The 25,521-nt window shown below is 72.6% G+C and carries 16 protein-coding genes; 8 read left to right on the top strand and 8 right to left on the bottom strand.

The genetic code is table 11. The features are described 5' to 3' along the window. Positions 1-48 precede the first annotated feature (48 nt). A complete protein-coding gene (locus ACZ60J_RS03605) occupies positions 49-1,557 on the bottom strand; it encodes a DUF8189 domain-containing protein (protein ID WP_469678724.1) in 1,509 nt (502 codons plus the stop codon). Then, complete coding sequence (locus ACZ60J_RS03610; protein ID WP_469679103.1) at positions 1,554-2,477, bottom strand: alpha/beta hydrolase; 924 nt, start codon at positions 2,475-2,477, stop codon at positions 1,554-1,556. Before ACZ60J_RS03610 ends, ACZ60J_RS03605 begins: the two co-directional genes overlap by 4 nt. Positions 2,478-2,904: 427 nt before the next feature. Here ACZ60J_RS03610 and ACZ60J_RS03615 point away from each other — a divergent pair, with 427 nt between their 5' ends. The 7 genes from ACZ60J_RS03615 to ACZ60J_RS03645 all read left to right on the top strand — a co-directional run bounded on the left by ACZ60J_RS03615 (position 2,905) and on the right by ACZ60J_RS03645 (position 14,380). Further along, complete coding sequence (locus ACZ60J_RS03615) at positions 2,905-4,572, top strand: PLL family lectin (protein ID WP_469678726.1); 1,668 nt, start codon at positions 2,905-2,907, stop codon at positions 4,570-4,572. Between the two features lie 161 nt (positions 4,573-4,733). Then, a complete protein-coding gene (locus tag ACZ60J_RS03620) occupies positions 4,734-5,222 on the top strand; it encodes an RICIN domain-containing protein (protein WP_469678728.1) in 489 nt (162 codons plus the stop codon). Positions 5,223-5,296: 74 nt separating this feature from the next. After that, the gene (locus ACZ60J_RS03625) at positions 5,297-6,487 is read left to right on the top strand and encodes a serine hydrolase domain-containing protein (protein WP_469678730.1); all 1,191 of its coding nucleotides are present in this window, start codon (positions 5,297-5,299) and stop codon (positions 6,485-6,487) included. Positions 6,488-6,526: 39 nt separating this feature from the next. Continuing rightward, entirely contained in the window at positions 6,527-7,636 is a 1,110-nt protein-coding gene (locus tag ACZ60J_RS03630) for an alpha/beta hydrolase (RefSeq protein WP_469678732.1), read from the top strand. Positions 7,637-7,722: 86 nt separating this feature from the next. Continuing rightward, positions 7,723-9,750, top strand: a complete 2,028-nt coding sequence (locus ACZ60J_RS03635) for a protein kinase domain-containing protein (RefSeq protein WP_469678734.1) — start codon at positions 7,723-7,725, stop codon at positions 9,748-9,750. 37 nt (positions 9,751-9,787) lie between these two features. Further along, positions 9,788-12,148 (top strand): outer membrane protein assembly factor BamB family protein, encoded by a 2,361-nt coding sequence (locus ACZ60J_RS03640; RefSeq protein ID WP_469678736.1) that lies wholly within the window; start codon positions 9,788-9,790, stop codon positions 12,146-12,148. Between the two features lie 66 nt (positions 12,149-12,214). Further along, the gene (locus tag ACZ60J_RS03645) at positions 12,215-14,380 is read left to right on the top strand and encodes a protein kinase domain-containing protein (protein ID WP_469678738.1); all 2,166 of its coding nucleotides are present in this window, start codon (positions 12,215-12,217) and stop codon (positions 14,378-14,380) included. A gap of 122 nt (positions 14,381-14,502) precedes the next feature. Here ACZ60J_RS03645 and ACZ60J_RS03650 read toward each other — a convergent pair whose 3' ends face one another. From ACZ60J_RS03650 to rhaI, 5 genes are all read right to left on the bottom strand, one after another. Next, positions 14,503-14,829, bottom strand: a complete 327-nt coding sequence (locus ACZ60J_RS03650; protein ID WP_469678740.1) for an L-rhamnose mutarotase — start codon at positions 14,827-14,829, stop codon at positions 14,503-14,505. Further along, positions 14,826-18,053, bottom strand: coding sequence for a discoidin domain-containing protein (locus ACZ60J_RS03655; protein WP_469678742.1), 3,228 nt, complete (start codon positions 18,051-18,053; stop codon positions 14,826-14,828). Before ACZ60J_RS03655 ends, ACZ60J_RS03650 begins: the two co-directional genes overlap by 4 nt. Positions 18,054-18,435: 382 nt before the next feature. Beyond that, positions 18,436-19,908 (bottom strand): rhamnulokinase, encoded by a 1,473-nt coding sequence (locus tag ACZ60J_RS03660; protein ID WP_469678744.1) that lies wholly within the window; start codon positions 19,906-19,908, stop codon positions 18,436-18,438. Positions 19,909-19,915: 7 nt separating this feature from the next. Further along, positions 19,916-21,955: a bifunctional aldolase/short-chain dehydrogenase gene (locus ACZ60J_RS03665; protein ID WP_469678746.1), complete on the bottom strand. Its 2,040-nt coding sequence runs from the start codon at positions 21,953-21,955 to the stop codon at positions 19,916-19,918. A gap of 169 nt (positions 21,956-22,124) precedes the next feature. Beyond that, positions 22,125-23,291, bottom strand: a complete 1,167-nt coding sequence (gene rhaI, locus ACZ60J_RS03670; RefSeq protein WP_469678748.1) for an L-rhamnose isomerase — start codon at positions 23,289-23,291, stop codon at positions 22,125-22,127. Between the two features lie 151 nt (positions 23,292-23,442). Between rhaI and ACZ60J_RS03675 the strand changes: the two genes are divergently transcribed. Next, complete coding sequence (locus ACZ60J_RS03675; protein ID WP_469678750.1) at positions 23,443-24,462, top strand: LacI family DNA-binding transcriptional regulator; 1,020 nt, start codon at positions 23,443-23,445, stop codon at positions 24,460-24,462. Between the two features lie 17 nt (positions 24,463-24,479). On the opposite strand, the gene ACZ60J_RS03680 is transcribed toward ACZ60J_RS03675, so the two are convergent. After that, positions 24,480-25,496, bottom strand: a complete 1,017-nt coding sequence (locus ACZ60J_RS03680) for a fatty acid desaturase family protein (protein WP_469678752.1) — start codon at positions 25,494-25,496, stop codon at positions 24,480-24,482. Positions 25,497-25,521 lie beyond the last annotated feature (25 nt).

The following is a 25,521-nucleotide window of genomic DNA, read 5'->3' on the forward strand; positions in this document are numbered from 1 at the left end:
GACCGCGGGTCGGGGTGGGGGCGGTCGGAGGGGGTCGGGAGCGGGCCGTCAGTCGAGGGCGGGGCCGGCGGTGTCGTTGAGCCAGCCCCATTCGGACCAGCTGGAGAAGCCGGTCTGCCATCGGTGGTAGGTGCCGGCGTGGCTGGTCCCGAAGACCTCGATCCGCCCGTCGGCATTGGCCACCGCGGTGACCTCGGTGCCGCCTCCGCCGAAGGCGGTCCAGGCTCCGTAGGACGCGTTGACGGCCGTCTGCCAGGCGTGCACGGCCGTAGTGCCGTTCATCGCGAAGACCTCGACCCGTCCGTCCGCCGTGCGCGTACTGGTGAGCTGCGCGTCGGCGGGACCGCCGGTCGGCTCCCAGTTCGACCAACTGGTCGGGCTGGTCTGGTACTTGTGGAACACACCCTCCGGGCCGGAGGCGAAGACCTCCAGGCGGCCGTCGGCGTTGTGATCGACGGTCAGGTCGTGGCCGCCTCCCCCGAAGGCGTCCCAGTTCGACCACCCGCCGTTGGGGGCCGTCTGGTACGTGTGCTGGAAGGTGCCGGCGCTCAGGGCGAACACCTCCAGCCGGCCGTCGGGCGACTTCTCCAGCTCCAGGCGGCCGTTGGCGGGGCCTCCGCCGGTGGGCTCCCACTGCGACCAGCCGCCGTTGGGGGCGACCTGGTACCGGTGGAAGACGCCGGACGGGTTGGAGGCGTAGACCTCGATGCGGCCGTCGGCGTTGACTCCGGCCGCCGTGTCGTGCCCGCCGCCGCCGAAGGTCTCCCAGTTCGACCATTCGCCGGAGGGAGAGAGCTGCCAGCGGTGCTGGAAGGTGTTGCCGGCCAGGGCGAACATCTCCAGGCGGCCGTCGGCGTTGGAGGCGATCGCCAGCTCGGCGTTGCCCGGCCCGCCTAGCTGCTCCCAGGCCGACCAGCTGCCGTTCGCTTCCTGCTGCCAGGCGTGCTGCACACCGTCGGCGCCGGCGGCGAACACCTCCAGGCGTCCGTCCGCCGACCGCGCCGACACCACCCGGCCCGACTCCGCCGGATGCACCAGCGGCTTGGGCCGCGGACCGCTGCCCGGGGTGCACGGCAGCACGACGCCGCGCTCCGCGAGGTAGGCCTCGGGGTCGATGCCGTAGGAGGTGGACTGGTCCCCCCAGATCCGCAGGTGGAGGTGGGGGCCGTCGACGTTGGTGCCCTCCGCGCCCACCAGGGCGATCTGCTGGCCGGCCACGACGTGGTCGCCCTCGAAGACGTCCCGCCGGGACATGTGCCCGTACTCGGAGATCCTCCCGTCGGGGTGCAGGATGCGGATCCACTGGCCGTAGTCGCCGACGTACCCGGAGATCGTCACCACGCCGTCGCCCACCGCGTAGATCGGGGTGCCGACGTCGGCCCCGATGTCGACGCCGTTGTGGCCGCTGTGGAAGTGCTGGGTCACGGGACCGGTGGTCGGGCAGGCCGCGGCGGGTTCGGCGGCCCGCGCCCCTGCCGAACCGGTGACGGCCGGCGCCGACAGTGCCGCGAGGAGGACGGCCGCCGTCGTGAGAACGCGGCTCAGGGGGCCGTTCACGCCTTGCGCAGCCGGTCGATGACGCCGTTGATGTCGTGCTCCAGCAGGTCCCGGCGGACGTAGTGGCCGCCGCCGACCTCGTGCTGCTCGTAGGGGATGCCCACGCGGTCGAGGTTCCACTTGAACTCGCGCTGGGTGGCCAGCACCAGGGTCTCGTTGGCGTAGCCCTGGATGTCCTCGGGGCTGGTGCCGGCGACCAGGAAGACCCGCTTGTTCCGGTAGCTCTCGATGCGCTCGCACGGGTTGTCCGCGCTGACGCGGGCCTGGTCCCAGAAGGGCGCACCGTAGACGGTGCCGCCGTTCAGCTCCACCGCGGCGGAGGAGGCGTTGGCCCAGTGGGTGACCAGATCACCGTTGCCGCCGCGCAGGTTGGCCGGGCCGGAGTGGGCACTGACCGAGGCGAAGTGGCCGTAGTACTTGGCCGCGTACTTCAGGGCGCCGAAGCCGCCCATGGAGAATCCGGAGACGGCGCGGCCGTCGTACTCGGCGTAGGTCCGGAAGTTCGCGTCGATCCACGGGATCAGCTGACCGATGTGGAAGTGCTCCCAGTTGCGGGCGCCGATGTTGGAGCTCACCGCGTTGGAGTACCAGCCGGCGCGCCCGCCGTCGGGCATCACGACGATGATGTCCTTCCAGGCCGTCAGACCCCGGATGTCGTGGAAACGGTCGAAGGTGATGAAGTCCTCCAGGCCGCCGTGGAGCAGGTAGAGGACGGGGTAGCGGCGCCCACTGGTGTGGTAGCCGTCGGGGAGCAGCACGTTGACGGCCGGGGTCCAGCCGCCGATCGCGGCCGTCTGGAACCGGTAGTACCACATCCGGTGATCCTGCTCGCCGCGTTCCGTGATGTGCAGGCCGGGGATGTCTCCGACGGCGGAAGCGGTCGACGCGGCGGCGAGGACTCCCGCACCGCCCATGGCCATCGCGGCCGTGAGGCCGCTGGCGGTCTTCAGGATGTTCCTGCGGCTCGGGTGCTGCGCGCTCACTGTGTCCTCCTGGTCGGAAGCCTGACGATGCGTCTGGAAGGTAACAACGGTGCACGGGTCCGCAGACCCCGGAAGGTTCCGGACTGACAGGCGGGTGCACGTCGGCTAGGCCGTCTCCTTCGGATCGTGTCGGCCGGCACGATCCGAAGGAGACGGCCTGAGCGGTCGACAAGGTAGTCGCGGGGGCGCCGCGGAGGCATCCGGAACGATCCGGAGTGACAGGGGCGGTCGTGCCCGGTGAACTCGGTGGGCCCGGACTCCTCCGGCCGGTGTCCCGATGCGCTTCGGACGGGGCGGCCGCCGCGGTCGGCGCCGAAGGCCGAGCGGATTCCGTGCACTTCACTTCACGACAGAAGGGGACACCATGGCGATATCCGGCTTGTGCCGCATGTTCACCAGACTGGCCTTCGCGGCCGGCATATGGGCGCTGGTCATCGGCATGACCGCCTCGGTCGCCTCCGCCGCGCCGCCCGCCCCCGTTCCGGGCCCGGGCGGCGACCGCTCCGGCGTCTCCCGGTACTTCAGCGGCCCGCAGGGCTTCGCCATTCCGACCGTGCCGTGCGATCCGGCCGGCCCCTCGGCCACCGACGGCATCCTGGCCGACCAGCTCAACCCCCAGCTGCAGGCGAAGATGGCCGGCTACATGACCGCCTACAAGGTGTCCTGCGCTCGGAGGGTGACGCAGGCGGTGAAGGACCGGGGCCTGAACCAGAGGGCCGCGACCATCGCCATCGCCACGGTCATCGTGGAATCCAGCCTCAACAACTACGCCCAGGCGGTCGACTACACCAGCCTCGGGCTGTTCCAGCAGCAGGACTGGTGGGGCTCCCGCGAGGAGCGTCTGGACCCGGTCTACGCCACCAACGCCTTCTTCGACGAGGTGGAACGCATGTATCCGGGCGGCTCGTGGAACGACGAGGCGGTCGGAGAGGTGTGCTGGCACGTCCAGCGGCCGCGGGAGGACCTGCGCGGCCTGTACGCCGTCGAGGCGGGCGACGCGGAGCTCATCGCCCATGCCCTGTGGTCCGGTACGAGCGCCGGCGGCCCCAAGCACCCCTACGGATCGGGCCGGGTGACCACCGGGCGGTCCGCGGACGGGCGGCTGGAAGCCTTCGCCGCCGGCGCGGACGGCGTGTACCACGCGTGGCAGACGGCGGTGAACGGCGGCTGGTCGCAGTGGCGCTTCGAGGGGGGACCGCGCAACGCACAGTTGACCGTGGCGTCGAACGCGGACGGCCGCCTGGAGGTGTTCGCGCTGTCGGACAGCACCTTCGACCACATGTGGCAGACCGCGCCCGGCGGGAGCTGGTCGGCGTGGGCGAACTTCGGCGGCGGCGGATACCGGCTGGCCGCGGGCACCAACGCCGACGGCCGCATCGAGGTGTTCGCCTCCAACGCGACGGGCGTGTTCCACCGGTGGCAGACCGCCCCCAGCGGCGGCTGGGCCGACTGGGAGGGCACCGCCGGCGGTCCGGCGAACTCCCGGCTCGCCATCGAGACCGCGTCCGACGGGCGCCTCGAGGTCTTCGCGCTCTCCGACGCGACCTTCGAGCACCTCTACCAGACCGGAGTCAACGGCGGCTGGTCCGCCTGGGAGAACTTCGGCGGCGGCGGTCACGACCTGTCCGCCGGCTACAACCAGGACGGCAGGCTCGAGGTGTTCGCCTCCAACGCCAACGGCGTGTTCCACCGCTGGCAGACCAGCCCGACCTCGTGGTCGGAGTGGGCAGGCATGGGCGGCATCACCAACGCCGAACTGACCGTCGCGCGGACGGCAGACGGCCGGGTCGAGGTGTACGCGATCAACGCCGACGCCGCGAGCCACGCCTGGCAGACGCGCCCGAACGCCCCGTTCTCGGGGTGGGAGACCTTCGGTGGCGGCGGCACCGAGATCGCCGCGGGCACCAACGCCGACGGCCGCATCGAGGTGCTCGCCACCAGCCATGCCGGGGTCTACCACAAGTGGCAGACCGGCTTCGCGACGTGGTCGGAGTGGGCCTGGCTGAACGATGCCGGGCCCGCGGTGGCCTAGTACTCCGGCAGGAACTCAAGCAAGGGGGAGGCCTTCGACGGACCGCACCGCACCGCGGACGACGCTGTCACTCCGGATCGTTCCGGGTGCCCCGCCGCCTCCCCCGGCTTCTAGCGTGTGGCCCGGCCAGTCCCATGGACACGAAGGAGACGAAGGATCACATGCGCCTCACGAAGACGCTTCTGCTCGGCGGGGCCCTCGCCCTCACCGCCCTCAGCCCGGCGACCGGCGCCGTGGCCGCCACCTCCGGCTCGGCCGCCACCTCCGGCTCGGCCGTGCAGGCAAGGACGTACGACGCCGTCCAGTCCTTCCGGAACCAGGCCACGACCCGCTGTATGGACGACACCAGCAACGGCTTCCGCACCTGGAGCTGCAACGGATCGAACCCGCAGCAGTGGAGCGTGCACGTCTGGGGCGACGGGACGCGCCAGCTGGCGAACATCAACACCGGCCGCTGCATCGAGGACACCAACAGCGGCTTCCGCACCGCGGTCTGCAACTCCAGCCCGGAGCAGAGCTGGTGGGTCAAGGTCTGGGACGACGGCACCGTCCGCTTCCAGAACCAGCAGACCTCGCGCTGCATCGACGACAGCTCCGTGGGCTTCCGCACCTGGGCGTGCAACAGCCTTCCGTACCAGAGCTGGTCCTGAGACACACCGTGGCGACGCCACGGCGAAGCCACTCCCCTTCCGGCAGACGATTCCCTCCACGAGGAGCAGGTTCGATGATGAAGTTGAAGCTGAGCGCGTTGCGGTTCCCGCTCGTCCTCGGTGTGGCCGGTGCGCTCCTGGCCGTGCCCGCGGCAGCGCAGGCCCAGGCCCAGTCGCAGACCCGGTCGCAGGCGCAGGCCCCGGCCCGGGCGGCCGCCGACCACGCCGCCACGCTCGCGGCCCTGAACGAGCTCAAGGCGGGAGGCGGTCCGGGGGCGGGCGTGTACGCGGGGACCGGCGACGCCTCGTGGAACCTCTCCACCGGCACGGCCACCGTCAACACCAACGATCCGATCGGCCCGGACGAGTACTACCGCGTCGGGAGCCAGTCGAAGACCTTCACCGCCGTCGCCGTACTGAAGCTCGCGGAGGCGAACGGAATCGGCCTCGACGACCCCATCGAGCGGCACCTGCCCGGTGTGGTCTCCGTGAACGGCTACGACGGGAACCGGATCACCCTCCGGCACCTCCTCCAGCACACCAGCGGCATACCGGTGAACGGCCTCCCGCTCGCCCAGGCCCGCCCGGACGGCTCGTACACGCTCGCGGCCCTGGTGCAGGACGGGCTGCGCTTCGCCCCCGCCTCCCAGCCGGGCGCCGCCTTCCAGTACTCGAACACCAACTTCGAGATCCTGGGCATGCTGATCGAGAAGATCACCGGCCTGCCCCTGCACCAGGCCGTCACCCAGCAGGTGATCCAGCCGCTCGGCCTGACCCACACCCGCTTCCCCGCCCCCACGGACCGCGCCGTGCCGAGCCCGGCGATCCACGGCTACCGGGGTACCCGCATCGGCTCGTTCTTCTTCTGGCTGGATGGAACGGCGTTCGAGCCGTCCACCTTCTACGGATCCGGCGCCGTCATCTCCACGCTCCGGGACATGACCGCCTTCTACCAGGCGATCGTCGACGGCACGGCGCTCTCCCCCGCCAACCTCGCCGAGATGGAGAAGACCTTCGAGCTCGGGGCGCCCGGCTCGGGGAACGGGTACGGCCTCGGGTTGTTCAAGATCGCCCTGCCCTGCGACGGCGTCACCGCCTGGGGGCACGACGGAGCCGTCCCCGGCTACTACTCGCAGACGCTCGTGACCGAGGACGGGCGGCACGCCTCCGTCATGACCAACGCCCATCTCGTGACGAACATCCCGGCCCAGCAGATGTACAAGACGCTGACCAGTGCCCTGTGCGAGACGCCGGCCTCCCCCTGACACCGTCCCTGCCCCTGTCCCACTGAAAGGAGAGCCACCGTGCGATCCCTGCTCACCGGCGCGGCCGGATTCCGCGCCGCGGTACGGGCCACCGCGCTCACCGCCGTTGCCGTGGCGGCGGTCGCGGCGACCGCCCTCACCGGCTCCGCGGCCCACGCCGCGGGCGTGGCCGACGTCCCGACGATCCCGGCCTTCACCGACGGGCAGGGGCTGGCCCAGGTGGCCGGAGCCACCGAGGTGCGCTCCGCGACCGACTTCACCCTCACCGTCACCACGGCGCAGCTCTCCGGCCGGCACAAGGTCCGCGTCTTCCTGCCGAGCGGCTACTACGCCGAGCCGGGCAAGCGCTGGCCGGTGACGTACTTCCTGCACGGCGGTGGCGGCAGCGTGGACGACGCCGCGGCGGCTCCGGCCCTGCGGGACGACCGGATGATCACCGTCGTCCCGGACGGCGGCCTGAAGGGCTGGTACGCGAACTGGCGCATGCAGAACACCGCCGAGGGCGCCGCCAACTGGGAGACCTTCCACCTCCTGCAGGTGGTCCCCTTCATCGACGCCAACCTGCGGACCCTGCCCGACCGCGGCCACCGTGCGGTCGTCGGCCTGTCCATGGGCGGCTTCGGTGCCCTGCACTACGCCCAGGCCCGCCCCGACCTGTTCGGCCGCGTCGCCTCCCTGTCCGGGGGCATCGACTTCGGCCTGTGGGAGGTGCGTGCCGCGGTGCTGGCCACGGAGCTCAACCTGACCGGCGCCTGGTGCGCCTCCACCACCTCCGGTACCGGCAACTGCACCGGCTACGGGCCCGTGGTGGACAGCGACGCCATCTTCGGCTCGCCGTACGCGATCTTCGACGACCGGATCTGGAACGAGGTCAACCCCGCCTCGCTGACCAACCTGGGCAAGCTCGCCGGCACCGGGGTCACCCTCTACACCGGCAACCAGGGTCTGATCGACGGCAAGACCGCGGTCGCCTCCACCAACGTCGCGAACCGTCTGAACCAACTGGGCATCCCGAACCGCTTCGTCAACTACGGCAACGGATCCGCCCTGTCGCCCGGTTGCAAGGGAGACCACACGTACGCCTGCTGGGCGCCGGCCCTCGCCGACTACATCCCACGCCTCGCGACCGAGTTCACCCTGACCGGCTGAGGCGCCCCGACACCCACCCCTCCGAGGTCAGGTCAACTTTCCTGATTCCAAGGCTGGTTGACGACCACACGCATACGATCAACGCCATGACACCAGTGATCTCCCCGCTGCCGGGCGGCACGCCCGTGCAGCTCGGAGGCCACCGGATCCTGGGGGTCCTCGGGGCCGGCGGCATGGGCACGGTCTACCTCGCCCGCCGCCGGGGGCGTCCGGTCGCCCTCAAGACCATCCGGCCCGAACTCTTCCGCGACGCGGACCTCCGGGAACGGTTCACCCGCGAGGCCGCCGCCGCGGCGGCGGTCCGCAGCCCCTTCGTCGCGAACGTGCTCGGCTCCTCGACCACCGAGCACGTGCCGTGGATCGCCGCCGAGTTCGTCCCCGGCGTGACGCTTGCCGACGCCGTCCTGCGGCACGGGCCCCTGCCCGCACCCGCCGTGCGCGCCCTCGCCGGGGCGCTCGGCCGGGCCCTGACGGCCCTGGCCGCGGCCGGGGTCGTGCACCGCGACCTGAAGCCTTCGAACGTCATCCTCGGCGCCGACCGCCCCCGTATCGTCGACTTCGGCATCGCCCGGGTGACCGGCGACGCCACCTTGACCGCGACCGGGCAGCGCCCCGGAACGCCCGGCTACATGTCCCCCGAACAGGTGGTCAAGGGTCCCCTCGGGCCGCCCAGCGACGTCTTCTGCCTCGGCGCGCTGCTCGTCTTCGCGCTGACCGGCCGGCACGCCTTCTACGACGGAGACCCGGTCCGCTCGGACTTCCGCATCGCCTACGAGGCCCCCGACCTCACCGACGTTCCGGCCGGGCTGACGCCCGTGATCCGCGGCTGCCTCGAGAAGCAGCCGGAAGACCGGCCGGCCGCCGCGGACGTGGCTGCGGAACTCGACCCGCACGGCGCCGCCCTGCGCGCCGCCACCCGCTGGCTGCCGCCCACGGTGCTCGCCGATGCCGCCGAGATCGCACGGGCCGCAGCCGCCCTGGGAGCCGGCCCGCGGCTGCCGACCCGGCGCAGGGTGCTCACCGGCGCCGGGGCCGCCGTACTCCTCGCGGCGGCCGGAGCCACCGCCCTGCGCACCCTCCGGGACGACGACGGCCCCGCCCGCACCCCCGCCCCCCGCTGGAGCGGCCCTCCCGGCACGGTGCCGGTGCCCCTGTGGTCGTACGACGGCGCCGCGGTGCAGCCGGCCTTCGGGCCGGTCGACGTCGACGGCCGGGTGTGCTTCGCGGACGGCGACGGCACGCTCCTCCTCCGCGATCCGGTGTCGGGCGAACGCCGCTGGCGCGGACCGGTGGTCCGCGACCTCGTCGGCGGCCGCCGGCCCGTCGCCCTGGACCCGGAGGGCGCCCTGCTGTTCCTGGACGCCGGCAGCGGTACGGTCCGCCACCGCGCGCGGGAGAAGGCGACCGGACTGCTCGCCGCCGACGAGGACCAGGTCTACGCCCTCGACGCGGACGGCCGCCTCGCCGCGCTCAAGCGGGCGGACGGTTCGGTGCGCTGGCGCGTGCCCGTCCCCGTGCCGGGCACGGCGCTCGCCGCGTCCGCCGGGTACGGGCGGCTGCTCCTGGCCTCCGCCGCCGGCGGGGTGGTGGCCCTGAACTCCGCCGACGGCGGTCCCGCATGGAAGCGACCCGCGGGCGCCGACGCCTCGCGTACGGCCCTGTCGGCGGGCGGAGTGCTGCTGGGCGGGGCCGGAGACCGGACGCTGACCTTCCTGGACCGGGAGCGCGGAGAGCAGCTGTGGACCCTGCCCGCGGACGACAGCGCGGGCTTCGGCGTGCCCGCCCCGGTCGGCGGCACCGTGTACGTCGCCGACGGCAGCCAGCTCCGGAGCATCGACGTGAAGACCGGAGCCCCCGCATGGACCGTGCTGGCCGCCGGAGAACTGGCCCGGGACCAGGCTCCGTTGGTGGCGGGATCCGGGATCTTCGCGCCGCTGCGGAAGCCCGAGCTAGGCATCCTCGCGGTGCACGGCGGACGGGCGGCCGAGCAGTACGTGTTCGCACCTGCCCCGGCCGGGGAGGTCCGGGCCGACGTTCCCTGGCGGGGGACGGTCGCCGGAGGCAGCGTCATCTGGCAACGCAGCAGCGCGGTCCGCGCCCTGCCGGGCATGTGACCGGCCCCGGGCGGGGCCACGAGTGAGGGGGGAACGCATGGGGGGCGGACGTCTGGGCGAGGGCTTGCGCCCCGAAGACCCGCGGTCGGCCGGTCCGTACCGGGTGCTGGCCCGCTGGCCAGGCCCGCGGCCGGTGCCGCCGCGGGGCGGCATGTACGTCGGCCGCGACCGGGACCACGGGCACGCCGTGGTGTGCCTGCTGCCCCCGGCCGCGTACCGGGCGGCCGAGACGCTGAGCCGCGGTCCCGTGCCGGGAGTGCCGGCCGTACTGGACCTGAACACCGGGACCGAGCCCGCCTGGGTGGCCCTCGTACACTCCCCTGCCGTGTCCCTCTCGGACGTGGGGCGGCGGCCCGGAACACAGTCCGGCACCCTGCCCCTGGAACAGTCGGTGCGGCTCGCCGCGGAGATCGCCGACTCCCTGGCCGCCCTGCACTCCCGGGGCATCAGCTACGGCGCGGTGGCACCCGACGGCGTCTGGCTCACCACGGGCCGCCCGCTGCTGATGGCCGTGCACGCCTGCCGTACGCCGTCCCCGCACCCGCCTCACGAACCGCACCGGGAGCGGGGGCCCGGCCAAGAGCCGCGACCCCGGGCAGAGCACGGGAGGCCCGAAGCGCAGAGCCGCGTGTCGACCGTGCCCGCCGCCTTCATGGCCCCGGAGGTGGCCGCGGGGCGGCCCTCCTCCTCCGCTGCCGACGTGTACTCCCTGGCGGTGCTGCTGCTCCACACGGCCACCGGGCGGCTGCCCTTCGGGGACGGCCCGCCGCCCGTGCTGGCCTACCGCGCCCTCCACAACCGCCCCGAACTGCCCGAACTGCCGGGAGAGCTCGGCGAGGTGGTGGCCGCGGCCCTGGCCGCCTCCCCGGACGACCGGCCCACTGCCGCGGAGCTCTGCCGGACGCTGGCCCCCGGCGGGCAGGACGCGGAGCGGACACCGGACCCGCTGCCCGGCCGGGTCGTCGCCGCACTGGCCGTACGCACGCAGGCGATCGCCGACCTCGAAATGGCCGATGCGGACACGGACGCCGATGCGGGCGGGGACGGACACCCCGACGACCGTGCCCCGGCGGACGCCGATGCACCCGCGCCCCCGCACCCCGCCACCCAGGTGGCGACGCCCTCCTCCCCCGGCCCCGCTCCGGACCCGGCCGCCCACGGCGCGGCCGACCGGCCCACCCGCCGCCGGGTCCTGTCCGGCCTGCTGACCGGCGCGGCGGGCGCCGCCCTGGGGGTCTCCGGGACCCTCGGCTGGTCCGCCCTGACCCGCGCGGACGACCGTACCGGCCCGCCCGCGGCAGGGAGCGGTTCCGGTACGGGTTCCCGCGTGCCCGGCATGCCGCCGGCCGCCCTGTGGCGCCTGGACGACCCGACGGCCCGCACCCGGCTCCTCCCGGTGAGCAGCGCCGACCATTGCCTGATGACGCGTGGCGACGCCCTGTACGGGCACGACCTGCGCACCGGCAAGGAGGTGTGGCAGCTGCCCACCGGCGGCAGCACCATGCCCGTCTCCGTACCCGGCGACCGCTTCCTGACGGCCACGCGCGAGGGGCTGTCGCTCTGCTCCATGCGGGACGGCCGTACCCAGTGGCTCCAGCGCAGCGAGAACCTTTCGCGGGTGCTCGCCGCCGACGGCTCCACGGCGTGGCTGCTCGTGGGGGACGGGAGTCCGACGGGCGGATACCTGCTGGCGGCCTTCGACCTGGACCACCGCAAGGAGGTGTGGCGCACTCCGCTGCCGAGCGGATTCGGCAACGGCCAACTCTCCACCGCCGTCGGCCCCGAGACGGTCGTCGTGGAGGTACAGGTATCCCGGCAGACGCTGTTCCGGGACGTCACGTCCGTCCGGACCCTGACGATCGCCGGCTTCGAGCGGGCCGGCGGGCGCATGCTCTGGAACCGCTCCTATCCCGACGTGCACGCCGGCCCCGCCTCGGCGGTGGACCCGGCGGGCGGCGGCCGGCTGTTCCTGCTCTCCCGCGGGAACGCCCACGCCTACGACCTCAAGACCGGCACCCGGCTGTGGGAGTCACAGGCCCTGGTCGGCGGGACCAACGCACCGCCCCTCTTCAGCGGCGACACCCTGTACCTGACCGACGACGGCACGGGCCCCGTCGTTGCCGTCGATCCGGACACCGGCCGGACGCGGTGGGAGCAGACGCTCAACGAGAACCTGGAGTGGAACATGCTCGGGAGCATGACCGCAAGCGATTCCGGACGCACCCTCTACCTCGCGACGCTGCACCAGGTCACCGCGACCGGCCTCCCTTCGGGAAAACGGCTGTGGCAGACCGGGCTCGCGGGGGTGGAGGCCCGGGAACCGTTCCAACTCGCCGCGGCTCCCGGCACCCTGCTCGTCGCCCGGCCGTCCGCCGTCGTCGCCCTCCCGGCGGACTGACCCCGAAACGACCGCCGAACGCCGACCGCCGGCCCCCGACCGCCGCCCCGAAGGAGTCCACCGGTCATGTCCACCCTCCTGCCCCTGCTGCCCGACGACCCCGAACAGCTCGGGGGTTACACCCTGCTCGGCCGGCTGGGCGCCGGCGGCATGGGGACCGTCTTCCTGGCCCGCACCTCCGGCGGCCGCCTCGCCGCGGTCAAGACCGTCCGGTCCGACCTGCGCGACCAGCCCGGCCACCGCCAACGGCTGGCGTTGGAGGCCGAGGCCGCGCGGACCCTGGGAGCGGAGCACACCGCGGCCTTCCTCGGCGCCGACCCCGACACGGCCCGGCCCTGGCTGGCCACGGCGTACCTCATCGGGCCCTCGCTGACGGAGGCGGTGGCGGCCGGGGGGACGCTGCCCGAGCCGGTCGTCCGCGGACTGGGCTCGGCGCTCGCCGGCGCCCTCGCCGCCCTGCACCGTGCCGGGCTCGTCCACCGGGACGTGAAGCCCTCGAACGTACTGATCACCGCGCAGGGCCCCCGGCTCATCGACTTCGGGCTCGCCCAGGCCCCGGGCAGCCCACGCCTCACCGAGGCCGGGGGGCTGGCGGGCACACCGGCGTACATGTCACCGGAGCAGGCGCGCGGGGGGCCGCCCGGCCCGGAAGGCGATGTGTTCGCCCTCGCCGCGGTCCTGGTGTTCGCCTCGACCGGTCACGGCCCCTACGAAGCCCGCGGCCGGCAGAGCACCCTCGAACTGCTGCGGCACGGGGCCGACCCCGACCTTACGGGCCTGCCGGACGGGCTGCGCGGGACGCTCACCGCCTGCCTGTCACCGGAGCCGGGTGACCGGCCGGCGCCCGGCCGGCTCTGCGAGGAGTGGGGGCCGTTCGACGCCGGGGAGTTCGCCGAGCTGCTGCCGCAGGCGCTGCTCGCCGACCTGTCCCGCCGGATCGGCGACGTCGCCACCGTCGCCACCGCCCCGCTGCGCGCGCCCGCCCCGCGCCGCGCGGTCTCCCGCCGCACGCTGATCGCGGGCGCGGCGGCCGCAGCGCTCACCACCGTGGCGGGCGCCTCTGCTCTCTGGGCCACCGGGAACCTCCCCGGCTCGGGGAACGGCGGCGGCTCGGGGAACCGTACGGCGCCGGCCGGACCGGGCCGGAGTTCGCGACCTCCCGGCTCGCCGCCGGCTCCGTTGTGGTCGGTCGCGTCCCCGATGTCGGCCTCCCCGGTCGTCGCGTCCGACGAGGTCCTGATCCACACGAGCGACGTCCTGCGCGGCATCTCGACCGCCGACGGCCGGGTGCTGTGGGAGACGCAGAGCGTCAAGGTCGACGTGGCCGTGGCGGGAGACCGCCTCGCGGGCTTCGTGTTCGACGAGGACGGCCTGGCGAGCGCCGGATACCTGGACCCGGCCACCGGCCGCCTCCCCGCCGACGCCGCCGACCCGGCCGTGCTGGGCGGCCTCGCCCACACCACGCAGCTGCTCGCCGCGGACGCCGACTGCCTCTACCTGCGGGCGTACTTCCGCTCCGACGATCGACGGCAGGAAGAGGAGGCCTGGCTGGTCGCCTACGATCCGGGCGCCCGGAAACTGCGCTGGCGCATGCGCGTCGAGGGCGCCGTCCTGGACTCGATGGGCTCGCTCATGATGTCGGCGATCGTCTCCGACGGCCGCCTGATCTGCTCGGACCCCGCACGCGTCTTCGCCGTCGACCTGCGCGAGGGCCGCCAGTTGTGGGCCTGCAGGGTCCGCACCGACGAGGAGGCGAAATCGTCCGACAAGTCGGGAGGCATCAACAGCCCGGTCGCCTCTGACCGTCACGTCTTCGACTTCGAGGAGCGGATCACGGCGGTGGACCTGGTGACGGGAGCGGTGGCCTGGAAGCTGGAGCCGGAGGGTACGAAGCTGCTGAGCGCACCCGTCTGCGTGAACGGAACGGTGTACGTGGCGGACGGGGCGCTCCAGGCCTTCGACGAGTCGACCGGGAAGAAGCTGTGGACCCACGACCCGGGCGCGTACGTCTCCATGCTGGCGGCTCCCGCCCCGTTCCGCGGGGAGCTCTACGCGGCGGTCGGCGGCGACGGTCAGGCGGTCATCGCGGTGGACGTCGCCGCCCGCCGCGTCGTGTGGACGCTCTCCGCGGGTGCCGTCAACATGCCCGACGGCCCGACCATGATCGTGCAGCGCGGCAACCGGCTCTACCCCCAGACCACCGACCGCCTCGCCGCCGTACCGCTCGACTGAGTTCAGGACGGTACATCCACAGCGCCGGCAGCAGCTGGCTCCTCGTCTCGGAACGCCGGGGGCCGGCGGTGTGCCCCTCCCTTGTACCCGTCGGGTGGGGCGGATGCCGGCCGACACGGCTGTCAGTCCAGGTGGAACACCTCTGTCAGCGGTGCCATCGCCTGGTCGGCCGGCGTGCCGTCCAGGTTCTGGAAGTAGTGGGACATCTGGGCCTGCCAGCGGGCGTTGACCTCGGTGGCGGACATCGCCTCGCGGGCGCGGTCGAAGTCCTCGGTCTCCAGGTAGCCGACGAGCAGGCCGTCCGGGCGCAGGAACAGGGAGTAGTTCGTCCAGCCGGTGGACCGGAGGGCATCGAGCATCTCCGGCCACACCCGGGCGTGGCGCTCGCGGTACTCGGCGGCGAGTTCGGCCTTCACCTGGAGCAGGAAGCAGATCCGGTGCTTCGTCATGACACACCGATCCCCGCCAGCTGCATGTAGTACACGCCGAACTGGTCCGCGGTGAGGGTGGTGCCGGTGACCTTCACGTACCGGGCGGTGGTGGCGGCGAAGGGGAAGGAGATCCCGCCGGCGCCGGGGCGCGGGTACGAGCTCTCCGACACCACGGTGGTCCAGTTCGTACCGTCGGCCGAGACCTGGACGGTGAAGGCAGACGGGAAGCCGCGCCCGGTGTTCGGTGCGTCGTCGCGGGGGTACAGCGTGACCTGGCTGATCCGTGACGGGCCGCCGAGGTCCACCCGCGCCCACTGCGTGGTGTTCGGGGATCCGCTGCCGGCGCTGCTCCAGCCCGAGGAGTTCCACAGCTGGGTGTGCCGGACGCCGTTGGTGAGGTTGGCGGTCAGCCAGCCCTCTCCGGGGTACTCGACCGAGCTGGAGGCGGTCGCCCTGCGGCCCAGGGCCAGGTCTCCGCCGAGGGCTTCGATCTCCGCGAACTGCATGCGGTAGCTGCCGAACTGATCTCTGCTCAGGTTCGTTCCCGTCACCCTCACGTACCGCGCGTCGACCGTCGTGAACGGGAAGGCCTGCGCCGTGGCGCCGGGCCTGGCGTACCCGGTCCTGGTGCTGACCGTGGTCCAGTTCGTGCCGTTGGTGGAGGTCTGGATGGTGAAGTCGACCGGGAAGCCCTGGCCCGTGTTGGCCCCGTCGCTGCGCGGGTAGAGGTCCACCCGGCTCACGGGCCGGGTCGAGCCCAGGTCCAGCCGCACCCACTCGGTGTGGTTGGTGGCGGTACTGCCGGAGCTGCTCCACCCCGCGGCGTTCGGGGCCGACGGCCGCTGCCCGTCGACCGCCGAGCGGACGCCCCAGCCGTCGGCCTCGTACGAGCTGGAGGCGGTGACGGCGGCGCTCTCGGCCGGGGCGATGGAGGTCGGCATGACCCGGGCGTTCCAGAAGTTCGCGCTGGCTCCCCCGGTGACCAGACCCACGTCGCCTGCGGTGAACGCCCCGTCGGTGACGGTCAGCACCGGCGCCTGACCGGTACCGGAGTACACCTTCAGGACCTTCCCGCTTGCCACGACGCGCAGGTGGTTGCGCTGCCCCGGCACGTAGCCGGGTACGGACGCCGAGCCGATCCTCGTGCCGCTGCGGTAGACGAACACCTCGCCGTTGTCCCGCTGGGCGATCAGGTAGCCGGAGTCCAGGTCCGTGCCGTTGGCCGAACGCACCATCAGACCGGCCCAGTTGGTGTTGCCGCCGTACGGGCTCACTCCGGTGATCTGCAGGTCCACGCCGACCGACACGTCGGTGTAGCCCCGGCCGCGCAGGTAGGAGACGTACCCCCAGTTCGCCGATGCGTCGGACTGCGTGTACCGGGCGCCGCTGGTCGACCAGGCGCCGCGGGTGTGGGTCCAGAAGTGGTCGCCGCCGCTGAAGTCGTCCGTGAACGGCAGCGCCAGGTCGCCGGTCGCCGAGGCCAGTTCGTCGAGGAGTTGCTTGTGCCGGCCCTCGACGTTCCACCCGGAGAGGTCGTACGCCGTCGGATTGGTGATCAGCGTCTCGGCCAGGGTGCGCGCCGCCTGCGGTTTGACCGCGGCCAGCTGCTGCAGCAGTTCGAAGTCCTGCAGGCCCGCGGTCTGGGCCTCGCTGCGGAGGCTGTCGTAAATGCCGTAGGAGGCCTTGTTCGGATAGACCAGCCAGTGGTCTCCGGTCTGCGGGGTGTTGAAGGTGTCGGCGGCCGGGTACGGCTCGCTGAAACCGTCGTGCCAGTAGTTCCAGCCCCAGTGCAGGTAGCCGGTGCCGCCGATCTTCCAGGTCAGCCAGGGAAGGAGCCTGGTGGCGCTGAGGTGGTTGCTGGTGAAGCGGTTCATGTACGCGCCCTGCGGGAGGATGCAGGTGTACAGCCACAGGTCCTTCCCGCTGATCCGGAAGTTCTGGTAGAGCGCGACGTTCGCGTCGTAGGTCGACAAGAGCGGGGTCTGCGTCGACAGGTGCGCCGCGTTCCCGGTGAAGTTGGTCAGCTGCGCCTCGTTGGTCCGCGGGTTCGGGAAGTACTTCTCGTACTGCGTGTACAGCCAGTTGGAGGCCGTGGCCTGTTGCGGGGTGGTGGGCTCGTCCAGGGCGCTCATGTAGAAGTTGTCCGTCCAGCCCTTGGCGTCCAGGTGCGCCTTCAGTGCCGGGAACAACTGGTTCAGCCAGTTGTTGGTGTTCGGGCAGCCGTCGGCCGCGGCGGAGTTGGGCCGGCAGAGCACGTGCTTGACCGCGCCGCTGACGCCGTTGACCGGCACCAGGGTGTCGAGCTGCGGTGCGTCGGCAGGCGGCTCCAGCAGGGTCGGGGTGTAGATGTACTGCATGGCCCCGGCATTGACGAAGAGGTTGACGAACCGGTCGAAGGTGGCCCAGCCGAAGGTGAAGCGGCCCGCGGCGTCGACCGTGGTGTCCGGGATCAGCAGGGCCACCGCGTCGGCGTAGATCACGTTGTTCCGGTGCCGCGCCATGTTCGCCGCGATGTTGGCTTCGACCTTCCACCAGTTGGCGTCGTACATCTTCACGCCGTACACGTTCGGGATCGACGCCTCGGTGCCCGCGTAGTCCCAGCCCGCCGAGGAGAACCAGTTGTTCATCTTGAACGTGGACTGCGAGGTGGGCGGGATCGTGGCGCTGTAGACGGTCACCGAGACCGGCACGGAGACGTCGCCCAGGCTGCTGTTCACCGTGGCGCTGCCGGTGTAGACGCCCGGTGCCTGACCGGCCGGCACGTAGACCTGGTAGTAGGAGGCGTAGGTGGTGTTGGCCGGCACCGACCGCGGGCTGTTGTCCATCAGCGCGTCGTAGTAGGCGGTCCCCCCGTCGGGCGGGCTCTGGACGTTGCCGATCTTCTGGATGTTCGGGTGGTTGTACTCGTAGCGCGTGGTGATGTTCGCGGCGGGGATGGTCGCGCCGCCGGGGCCGGTCAACGCCCTGGGGGTGACGGACACCCCGGTCTGCGCCGAAGCGGAGCGCACCAGGATCTGCGCCCCCTCGTAGGCGTTGCGGGCCGCGTACAGCTCGATCCTGGTCGGCGCCCAGCCCGGCGGGGTGGTCGAGGTGAAGGGCCGGTCGGTGGCGTCCAGGATCCACACGGTCGGCGTGGCGGCGGCGCCGGCCTGAGGCGCGGCGAAGACGGCCAGCAGCACTGCGGACAGTGACAGTGACAGGCCCTTCAGGAGGCGCAGGGAGCTGCGACGAGGCGTGCGCATGGAAACCCTCCGAACTCTGAGAAACGGCTTCGAGAGCCGAACAGGTTGTGTTTCCAAACCTGCTGGGGGTGACCGCAATTGTTTTGCGGCGCGGCTTTCGATCGACGCGGGGCCTCGCTGTTCGGGGTCATGGTGACGGCGTGCGGGCAGCTCACAGCGATGACAGCGAGATCGGGGATGACACGAAGGGCAGCCGCTGGTCGCGCGATCGCATCGGGAAAATGCACACCCGGCCACCTGGCGGCCAGTACGTTTCCCTTCGGTAAAGGGAGTATTTCCAGATTGGCGATCGGCAACCATTCGAATTTTAGCGATACTTGACTGACCGTCACGATCTGTAGGGCAGGGGAAGGTGTGCCGCGTCCACGCCGTGCGGCTCAGGTCAGGTGAGCCCCACGCGGGCGGCGGCGGCGTCCCACGCACGGAGGTCTCCGGCGGGCTCGTAGCGCTGCAGGCGCTGGGTGCGGGCGACCAGGCGACGCATGGCGCCGCGGTCCTCGACCAGGCCCCGGGCGCGGGCCTGGACGAGGATGTTGCCGATGGCGGTGGCCTCGGCGGGGCCCGCGATGACGGGCAGGCCGGTGGCGTCGGCGGTGAGCCGGCACAGCAGGGCGTTGCGGCTGCCGCCGCCGACGAGGTGGACGGTCCGGATCGTGCGGCCGGTCAACTCTGCGGCCTGGAAGAGCGTGTGACGGTGCGCCAGTGCCAGGCTCTCCAGGATGCAGCGGACGACGGCCCCCTGGTCCTCGGGCAGGTGCTGGCCGGTGCGGGCGCAGTGCGCGGCGAGGCGGGCCGGCAGGTCGCCGGGGGCGAGGAACTCGGGGGCACCGGGGTCGACGAGCGCCGCGAACGGGCGGGCGGCAGCGGCGCGTTCCAGCAGCTCGGGCAGGTGGTGCCCCTTGCCTCGGGCACGCCAGGTGCGCAGACTCTCGCTGAGCAGCCACAGGCCCATGACGTTGCGCAGGTAGCGGACGGTGCCGTCGATACCGAGCTCGTTGGTGAAGTTGGCGGCGCGGGAGGCATCGGTGAGGACGGGCGCGTCGAGTTCGAGGCCGGCGAGCGACCAGGTGCCGCAGGAGATGTAGGCGAAGTCCTCGGTGTCGGCGGGGACGGCGGCGACCGCGGAGGCGGTGTCGTGGGAGGCGACCGCGATCACGGGGGTGTCGGGGCGCAGGCCGGTGGCGGCGACGACGTGCGGCAGGACGGTGCCGGCGTGGTCGCCCGGGCGGCGCAGTGCGGGGAGGAGGGCCGGGTCGAGGTCGAGCGCGGAGAGGACCGGGGCGGACCAGGCGCCGGTGCGGGCGTCGTACAGGCCCGTGGTGGAGGCGTTGGTGACCTCTGCGCCGACGGTGCCCGTGAGCCAGTGGGTGATCAGGTCGGGCAGCAGGAGCAGGGTGCGGGCGCGGTCGAGGTGCTTCTCGGCGGCGAGCTGGAAGACCGTGTTGAACGGCAGGTGCTGAAGGCCGCTGATCCGGTACAGCTCGCCGGGCGGGAGGCGGGACCAGACGGACTGCACGGCGGCGGCGCCGCGCGGGTCCCGGTAGTGGAACGGGTTGCCGAGGAGCGCGCCGTCGGCGTCGAGGAGCCCGTAGTCGACGGCCCAGCTGTCGATGCCGACGGAGGCGAGTTCCGCGAGCGCGGCGGCCTCCCGGAAGCCGTCCAGGACGCCTTGGTACAGGCCGAGGGCGTTCCAGTGCAATCCGTCCGGGAGCTGGACAGGAGTGTTGTCGAAGCGGTGGGTCTCGGTGAGGTCGAGGCGGTCGCGGCCGACCCGGCCGACGAGCACCCGTCCGCTGGTGGCGCCGAGGTCCGCCGCGGCGAAGGCGGTCGGGGTGTGGGGGGTACGGGGCGTCACCGCCGCCTCAGCGCAGGAAGGCCGCGGCGACGCCGGCGTCGACGGGGATGTGGAGGCCGGTCGTGTGGGTGAGGTCGCCGCCGGTGAGGGCGAAGACGGCGGCGGCGACGTGTTCGGGCAGCACCTCGCGCTTGAGGAGGGTGCGCTGGGCGTAGAACGCGCCGAGCTGCTCCTCGGCGATGCCGTAGGTGGCGGCCCGCTGGGCGCCCCAGCCGCCGGCGAAGATGCCCGAGCCGCGGACCACGCCGTCCGGGTTGACGCCGTTGACGCGGATTCCGTGTTCACCCAACTCGGCTGCCAGCAGTCGGACTTGATGGGCCTGGTCGGCCTTGGTGGCGGAGTACGCGATGTTGTTGGGCCCGGCGAAGACCGCGTTCTTCGAGGCGATGTAGACGAGATCGCCGCCCAGGCCCTGTCCGATCATGGTGCGGGCGGCCTCCCGGGAGACGAGGAAGGAGCCGCGGGCCATGATGGCGTGCTGCCGGTCCCAGTCGTCGGCGGTGGTCTCCAGCAGCGGCTTGGAGATGGAGATGCCCGCGTTGTTGACCACCAGGTCGACGCCGCCGAAGGCGAGGACGGCGGTGCGGAACGCCTCGGCGATCTGCTCCTCGGAGGTGACGTCGACGGTGACCGCCACGGCGCGGTCCGGGCCGCCGAGTTCGTCGGCGACGGCCCGGGCGGTGCCGGTGTCGACGTCGGCGACGACGACGCAGGCGCCTTCGGCGGCCAGGCGGTGCGCGATGGCCTTGCCGATGCCCGATCCGGCGCCGGTGACCAGGGCGATGCGGGTGGCCAGCGGTTTGGGCGCGGGCATGCGCCGCAGCTTCGCCTCTTCCAGTGCCCAGTACTCGATGGCGAACTTCTCGCGCTCCTCGATCGGGGCGTAGCGGGAGACCGCCTCCGCGCCGCGCATCACGTTGATCGCATTGAGGTAGAACTCGCCGGCCACGCGGGCGGTCTGCTTGTCCCTGCCGAAGGAGAACATGCCGACGCCCGGGACCAGGACGATCGCCGGGTCGGAGCCGCGCATGGGGGGCGAGTCCGCGGTGGCGTACCGCTCGTAGTAGGCCCGGTAGGCGGTCCGGTAGTCGGTGTGCAGCTTCCGCAGGCGGGTGATCGTCTCGTCCAGGGGCGCGGCGGCGGGCAGGTCGAGGACGAGCGGGGCGACCTTGGTGCGCAGGAAGTGGTCGGGGCAGGAGGTGCCGAGGGCGGCCAGGCGGGGATGCTCGGCGCGGGCGAGGAAGTCCAGCACGGGCGCGGCGTCGGTGAAGTGGCCGACCTGCGGGAGGTCGGTGGAGGCCAGACCGCGGATGACGGGGGCGAGCGAGGCGGCGCGCCGGCGGCGTTCGGCCTCCGGCAGGGCTTCGTAGCCGTCGAGCGGCGGGCCGAACGGCTCGGCCTTGCCGTGGCGGGCCAGGAAGTCCTCGGCGGTGCGGATGATGTGCAGGGCGTTGGCCTCGCACTCCTCGCTGGTGGCGCCCCAGGCGGTGATGCCGTGACCGCCGAGGATGCAGCCGATGGCCTGCGGGCGGGCCCGATAAAGCTCGGCGAGGTCCAGGCCGAGCTGGAAGCCGGGTCGGCGCCAGGGCAGCCACGCGACGGTGTCGCCGAAGCAGGCGGCGGTGAGGCTTTCGCCGTCGGCGGCGGTGGCGAGCGCGATGCCGGAGTCGGGGTGCAGGTGGTCGACGTGCGCGACGTCGAGCAGGCCGTGCATGGCGGTGTCGATGGACGGGGCCGCGCCGCCCTTGCCGTGCAGGCAGTACTCGAACGCGGCGACCATCTCGTCCTCCCGTTCCACGCCCGGGTAGGTGTCGGCGAGGGCGCGCAGGCGGTCCAGCCGCAGCACGGCCAGGCCCGCTTCGGCGAGGGTGCCGAGGTCGCCGCCGGAGCCCTTCACCCACATGAGGTCGACGGGCCGCCCGGTGACGGGGTCGGTGGCCGCGTCTTTGGCAGAGGTGTTGCCGCCGGCGTAGTTGGTGTTGCGCGGATCCGATCCGAGCCGTCGGGAGCGGGCGAGGAGGGCGGCGACTGCGGGGTGCTGGGCCATGGCGGGAGCAGCTTCCTGTCTGGTGGCGGTGGCGCTCTCGTGGGCTGCGCGAGGCGGGTGCGGGCCGGCCCGCGGGGGCGAGGCGATGCGGGCCGGCCCGCACAGGCGAGATGATGCGGGCCGGCCCGCACGGGCGAGATGATGCGGGCCGGCCCGCGGGGCGGACGGCTCAGGCCCCCCATCCGGCCTGGGATCCACCGACCCGCTCGGCGACGATCTTCTCGGCCCAGCCGCCGGCCCGGTAGGCCGCGACCGGGTTCGGGTCCCGCCCGTCCTCGGCGCGGACCTCCGCCAGCAGCGGACGGACGTCGGTGGCGTAGGCGTCCATCAGCACCTCGTTGGCTCCGAGTACGTCGCCCGCGTCCTGAGCTGCCGTCAGGGCCTCGCGGTCGACCAGCAGGGCCTTGGCCGTGGCCTCCTGGACGTTCATCACCGAGCGGATGATCGCGGGGATCTTCGCCTCGATGTTGTGACACTGGTCGAGCATGAACGCGACGCCGGCCTCGGCGGCGAAACCGCCGTTCCCGGCGACCTCGTGCAGGATCCGGAACAGCTGGAAGGGGTCGGCGGCGCCGACCATCAGGTCGTCGTCCGCGTAGAAGCGGGAGTTGAAGTCGAAGCCGCCGAGCTTTCCCTCGCGCAGCAGGAACGCGACGATGAACTCGATGTTGGTGCCGGGGGCGTGGTGGCCGGTGTCGACGACGACCGTGGCCCTGGGCCCGAGCCGGAGGCAGTGCGCGTAGGCGGTGCCCCAGTCCGGGACGTCCGTGGCATAGAACGCGGGCTCGAACAGCTTGTACTCCAGCAGGATCCGCTGGTCGCCCGCGAGCCGCTCGTACACCTCCGACAGGGCGTCGGAGAGTCGCTGCTGGCGCGCCGAAATATCGTCCTGGCCGGGGTAGTTGGTGCCGTCGGAGAACCACAGCTTGAGATCGCGCGAGCCGGTGGCGTCCATGATGTCGACGCATTCCAGCAGGTGGTCCAGGGCCTTGCGGCGCACCCGCGGGTCCGGATGGGTGACGGAGCCGAGCTTGTAGTCGTCGTCCTGGAAGACGTTCGCGTTGATCGCGCCGATCTCCAGCCCGAGCGCGCGGGCATGGGCGGACAGCGCACCGTAGTCCTCGACCCGGTCCCAGGGAATGTGCAGCGAGACCTTCGGGGCCACGCCGGTGGCGGCGTGCACCTGGGCCGCGTCGGCGAGCTTCTCGAACGGGTCGCGCGGGACGCCGGGTTGGGCGAAGACCTTGAAGCGGGTCCCCGAGTTCCCGTAGCCCCACGAGGGCGTCTCGATGCGCTGGGCCCGAAGGGCTTCCTTCACGGCGGATCGGTCGGCCACCGGAGCACCTCCCACGCTATGAATCGTTTCAGCCCGACGGTAGGGGCGACCGCGGGAAGCGTCAAGGAGCCCGCAAGGAGGTGTTGGAGCGATGTCGTAGCCTGGGTTCCGGGCGGCCGTCGGAGCCGGTGAAACCTTTCAATGGTGGGACATGGGCGGCGCGGCGAGCATCAAGGACGTGGCACGGGCGGCGGGTGTGTCGGTCGGCACGGTCTCCAACGTGATCAACCGGCCCGAGACGGTCGGCGAGGCGACCAGGGCCAGGGTCCGGGCCGCGATCGACCGGCTCGGCTACGTGCGCAGCGAATCGGCGCGCCAGCTGCGCTCCGGGAGCAGCCGGATCATCGGACTGCTCGTCCTCGACCTGGGCAACCCGTTCTTCGTCTCCGTGGCGCGCGGGGCCGAGCAGGCGGCTCGCGCGGCGGGCCTGGGCGTGATGGTCTGCAACAGCGCTCAGCGGCTCGCCGACGAGGCGGACTACCTGGCCCTCTTCGCCGAGCACCGGGTGCGCGGGGTGCTGCTGACCCCGGCCGACGCGGCGGGGTCGGGGGCGGCGGTGCTCCGTCGCGGCGGCGTGCCCTTCGTGCTGGTGGACCGGCTGGCCCCGGGGCTCGACGCCTGCTCGGTGTCGGTGGACGACGTCGGGGGCGGCGCCCTGGCGGCCGGGCACCTGCTGGCGGGCGGCCACCGGCGGATCGCGTTCGCGGGCGGCCGCCACCGGCTGCAGCAGGTCGCCGACCGCCGCAGCGGCGCGCTGCAGGCGCTGGCCGGGCGCGACGCCGTCCTGCTGGACCTGGAGGTGGACGGGCTGGACGTGGCGGCGGGCCGCGACGCCGGCGCCCGCCTGCTGGGGATGCTGCCGAGGCCGACCGCGGTGTTCTGCGCGAACGACCTGCTGGCCCTCGGGATGCTGCAGGCCGCGTTCGCGGCGGGCCTGCGGGTACCCGAGGACCTCGCGATCGTCGGCTACGACGACATCGAGTTCGCCGCGGCGGCCGCGGTGCCGCTGACCTCGGTGCGCCAGCCCGCGGAGGCGATGGGGCGGACCGCTGCCGAGATGCTCGCCGAGGAGACCGGCCCGGGCGGCGCGGCCCACCGGCACCGGCACGTGGTGTTCGAGCCGGAGCTGGTGGTGCGGCGTTCGACGCAGTCAGGGCCGCTGCCCGGCTGAGCGCGCGACCGTGGGCGTTACGTCGTACGGGCTTCCCGGAGCGGCGCGCCCGCGTGATGGAGGCTGCCGAGCGCCTGCCGGTAGGACTCGGTCAGGCTGGTCTCGAGGTAGCCGACCCCGGCCTCCTGGCAGTGTCTGCGGACGATGGCCTGGGCCTTGCGCAGGTTCGGGCTGGGCATGCTCGGGAAGAGGTGGTGCTCGATCTGGTGGTTCAGACCGCCTAGCAGGACGTCGGTGATGCGTCCGCCCCGGACGTTGCGCGAGGTCAGTACCTGGCGGCGTAGGAAATCGGTCCGGTCCGTGCCCCGCAGGGTCGGCATGCCCTTGTGGTTCGGGGCGAAGACGGAGCCGAGGTAGATGCCGAAGAGGCACTGGTGGACCAGGAGGAACGCGATCCCCTTGCCGGGCGGCAACACCAGGAACAGGGCGCCCAGATAGGCGGCGAAGTGCCCGCCGAGGAGGGCCGCCTCCCACCCCCGGTTCTTCAGGGTCCTGTCCCCCAGTGACCGGATCGAGCCCAGGCGGAGGTTGAACGCCTCCAGTGTGAGGAGGGGGAAGAACAGGAACGCCTGGACGCGGGCCACGATCCGTGGCAGCCCCTTCGCGGCGCGGGCCTGGTCCTGGGTCCAGAGGATGACGCTGGGACGGATGTCGGGGTCGAGCTCCTCGTGGTTGGGGTGTGTGTGGTGGCGGGTGTGCTTGTCCCGCCAGAAGCCGTAGCCGATCGCGATGCAGAGGTTCCCGACGAAGCGCCCCGAGACCTCGGTCGCCCGGCACAACCGGAAGACCTGCCGGTGCGCGATGTCGTGGGCGAGCAGGGAGACCTGTCCGAACACGAAGGCGAGGAAGACCGCGTCCAGCAGCGTCCACCAGCTGTCGCCGATCGCCACGAGCGCTGCCCAGCCCGCGACGTAGAGCGCGGTCACGACGGCGACGCGCAGGGCGTAGTAGACGGGGCGGCTGTCCATCAGACCGGCGGCCCTGATCTTCTTGGACAGTCGGGCGAAATCACTGCCCGGCTCTGGAGAAGGCATGCTCGGAGGTCACTTTCCGTGTGAG

Source organism: Streptomyces sp. NPDC104226, assembly GCF_055584085.1.

Bases quoted from the DNA above. Each gene is read 5' to 3' on its own strand.
- ACZ60J_RS03640 (WP_469678736.1), top strand. From the start codon at position 9,788: ATGGGGGGCGGACGTCTGGGCGAGGGCTTGCGCCCCGAAGACCCGCGG.
- ACZ60J_RS03610 (WP_469679103.1), bottom strand. From the start codon at position 2,477: ATGGCCATGGGCGGTGCGGGAGTCCTCGCCGCCGCGTCGACCGCTTCC.
- ACZ60J_RS03680 (WP_469678752.1), bottom strand. From the start codon at position 25,496: ATGCCTTCTCCAGAGCCGGGCAGTGATTTCGCCCGACTGTCCAAGAAG.
- ACZ60J_RS03665 (WP_469678746.1), bottom strand. From the start codon at position 21,955: ATGGCCCAGCACCCCGCAGTCGCCGCCCTCCTCGCCCGCTCCCGACGG.
- ACZ60J_RS03615 (WP_469678726.1), top strand. From the start codon at position 2,905: ATGGCGATATCCGGCTTGTGCCGCATGTTCACCAGACTGGCCTTCGCG.
- ACZ60J_RS03635 (WP_469678734.1), top strand. From the start codon at position 7,723: ATGACACCAGTGATCTCCCCGCTGCCGGGCGGCACGCCCGTGCAGCTC.
- ACZ60J_RS03645 (WP_469678738.1), top strand. From the start codon at position 12,215: ATGTCCACCCTCCTGCCCCTGCTGCCCGACGACCCCGAACAGCTCGGG.
- ACZ60J_RS03650 (WP_469678740.1), bottom strand. From the start codon at position 14,829: ATGACGAAGCACCGGATCTGCTTCCTGCTCCAGGTGAAGGCCGAACTC.
- ACZ60J_RS03620 (WP_469678728.1), top strand. From the start codon at position 4,734: ATGCGCCTCACGAAGACGCTTCTGCTCGGCGGGGCCCTCGCCCTCACC.
- ACZ60J_RS03655 (WP_469678742.1), bottom strand. From the start codon at position 18,053: ATGCGCACGCCTCGTCGCAGCTCCCTGCGCCTCCTGAAGGGCCTGTCA.
- ACZ60J_RS03625 (WP_469678730.1), top strand. From the start codon at position 5,297: ATGATGAAGTTGAAGCTGAGCGCGTTGCGGTTCCCGCTCGTCCTCGGT.
- ACZ60J_RS03675 (WP_469678750.1), top strand. From the start codon at position 23,443: ATGGGCGGCGCGGCGAGCATCAAGGACGTGGCACGGGCGGCGGGTGTG.